Source organism: Hoeflea sp., from assembly GCF_984452065.1.
On the sequence record NZ_CFHWAF010000168.1, the window covers coordinates 5,642 to 8,461 of the forward strand.

Consider the following 2,820-nt stretch of genomic DNA (forward strand, 5'->3'; position numbering starts at 1 on the left):
CACGACCCGAACCGTGGCGCCACAAGCGGGTCAGCAGGCGCCGGTCCGTGGTGCGAATGTCTGCGGTGGGCCGGGTGATGTTGAGCATGTTCATGGGGCTTGCTGCCTCAGCCTGGGGTCGATCAGGATCGCGATCAGGTCAATCAGAAGAGCCGCCGAGACGTAAGACAGCGCTGCGATCAGGACATAGGCCTGGATGACCGGGTAATTCCGCGCCGAGAGCGCTTCGAGCAGAAAAGCGCCAAGGCCAGGCCAGGTGAAAATGGCTTCAATGAGCGGCGCACCGCCAATCAATGCACCGACGCTGATGCCGATCGCGGTCAAGAACGGCAGAAAGGCATTCGGAAGGGCATGGCGAATCAGGATCCGGCGCTCTGATGCGCCGCGTGCGCGTGAAACATTCGCATAGCCGCTCGCCATGGCTTCCAGCAGGCCTGCGCGCAGCAACTGGGTCCAACTGGCAGCGCGGTCCAGCCCGATGATGAAGGCGGGGATCAAGGCGGCTTTCCATGTGGCATCCGCGAGCACCTGCCCCATCTGAAAGCCGACGACGACAAAGGTCAGGGCGAGCAGCGCGAAGACGAAGGTGGGAAGGGCCGCGCCGATCTGGGTGTAAATCTGGATCAGCCGATCTGGCCAACGGTCCCGGTAACCCGCGGCGATCAGGGCGAAAAGAAGCGACAGGACCGCGGAAAAGACCAGCGCCATGCCCAACAGCATGACGGTGGCCGGCAATCGCTCCATGATTTCCTGGGTCACCGGGGCCCGGCTGGTAAAACTCTGGCCGAGGTCGCCTTGAAGCACCTGGCCAACCCAGTCGAAAAACTGGATGTGGAGCGGATTGTTGAGGCCGAGCTCTTCCCGCGTTGCGGCAATTTCCGCCGCACTCGGGTGGTCAACACCGCGCGCCAGCAACACCCTTGTGGCGACATCGCCGGGCGCAAGCGGCAGCAGCGCCCAGACGATGACCGTTGCTGCAAAGGCGGTGATCAGCGCTTGGGCAATGCGGGAAAACGCGGCAGCAAACAGGCCGCCGCGTCTCAATTGTTTAATCCGGCTGATCACTTGTTCGGAGCCGTGTCCCATTTGATGTGGTTCCAGGCAACGGCCGGAACATAGTCGGACCAGGCGTCACTCACCAGGGCGCGTTCTTTCAGGATCGTCAGGTTGAAGATGTAGGGATCGTCTTCAGCAACGATGGTCTGGATTTCGCGCAGCATGTCGTAGCGCCGCTCCTCGTCCACGGTCACGTCCAGAGCGGTGATCAGGTCCTGGACCCTGTCGTTGCAATAACCACCATAGTTCCGGTCACCGTCACAGGAGACATACCGGTTGAGGAAGCCGCTGACCGATCCGACGGTCGCCGTGCCGGTTGCCGACAGGGCCAGATCCCACTCGACCAGGTCGTTCATCGCCGCTTCGCGCACACTGTCGACGGAGACGACTTTCGACGCGACGCCGATCTCGGCGAGATAGGACTGCATGGCGTTTGAGAGCGGAACCAGGTCCGGCTGTTGCGGATAGATCATGATGGTGATCGACAGGGTTTCGCCATCCCGCTTGCGCCTATCGCCGTCGCGAACCCATCCGGCGGCGTCGAGGAGCGCGTTGGCGTCCTCAACATCGTACCGGTAGTTTTTAAGCGCATAGGGGAAGTTCGGATTGTAAAGCCCTGTTGCGGGCGCTTTGGCTCCGTGGAAGACCGTATTGGCGATTTCCTCGTAATTCATCGCCAGCATGACGGCGCGGCGAACGGCCTTTTCTTCAAACGTACCGTTTGTCACGTCCATAAAGCCGACAAACCCGCCGGTGGAAAGCGGTCCAAGCGCGAGGTTCAGGTTCGGTGTCGCCTTGAAGACCGGCGCGGCTGCAACCGGCGGATAGAGCGCAATGTCGACTTCGCCGTTTTGAACCGCCAGGATACGGGCATTGACGTCCGAAACGAAACGCAATTCGACGCCCGCCATGGCCGGTTTGCCTTGCCAGTAATCGTCATAGCGCTCGGCAACCATGCGCCGATCGTCGAGGCTGACCAGTTTGTAAGGGCCGGTGTGGATGCCCGCGCCCTCCAGGGCCTCGAAATTTTCACCTGCCGCAAGAACCGGTTCCACGTCGATGATCATCAGCCGGTTTTCATGCGCCAGGATATTCGGCAGTTCGGGAACCGGCACCCCGGTGGTGACGGTGATTTCACGGTCACCGGTCTGGGTGAATTTGGCTTTTGCGGGCAGAACCGACCGCGTGCCGCTGTTGCGCTTACGATGGTAGTCAATGGCCGCCAAAGCGGCCGGAACATCCATGGCCTTGCCATTCTGGAAAGTGACGCCGTCGCGGATGGTGATGACCCAGGTGGTCTCGTCCTTTCGCTCCAGGCTTTCGGCCAGCCAGGGCGTGATGTTGCCATCCGGCTGGAACTTCATCAGAAGTTCGCCCTGTCCGAATTCCTGCATCCAGAAGCCCTGTTTCACGGGGTCCATGGAACGGATCTGGAAGCTGGTTGCCATGTTGATGATATCGTCTGCAACGGCCGGTACAGCTGCCAGCGCCAATGCGCTTCCAAGTGCAAGGGATTTGACGTTCATGCTGTTTCCTTTCGAGGTGAAGCGTTTGCACGGGACAGCCGCGCGGTGTGAAACTTGAGATCTTCCGCGGTTCCGCCCTCCACCGGAACCTCCCGCACGAAACGGCGCGTTGCGGCGATGTGCGGCAGCCGGCACTGCGCCCCATGAGGATACAGCGCCAGAACCGGACCTTTGTTGCAGGGGTAGCCGACTGCGCTGAATGGAAGGTCGCTATAGTGGCGATTGCCCAGAAATCCGG

General features: G+C 61.0%; 3 protein-coding genes. All 3 read right to left on the reverse strand.

Features of this window, described 5'->3' with window-relative positions:
* Positions 1 to 90 precede the first annotated feature (90 nt).
* Entirely contained in the window at positions 91 to 1,044 is a 954-nt protein-coding gene (locus AC5E6N_RS21610) for an ABC transporter permease (protein ID WP_491749749.1), read from the reverse strand.
* Between the two features lie 17 nt (positions 1,045 to 1,061).
* Complete coding sequence (locus tag AC5E6N_RS21615) at positions 1,062 to 2,582, reverse strand: ABC transporter substrate-binding protein (protein ID WP_491749750.1); 1,521 nt, start codon at positions 2,580 to 2,582, stop codon at positions 1,062 to 1,064.
* On the reverse strand, positions 2,579 to 2,820 hold a 242-nt coding region (locus tag AC5E6N_RS21620), incomplete at its 5' end, for a hypothetical protein (protein WP_491749751.1). The genes AC5E6N_RS21615 and AC5E6N_RS21620, both read right to left, overlap by 4 nt.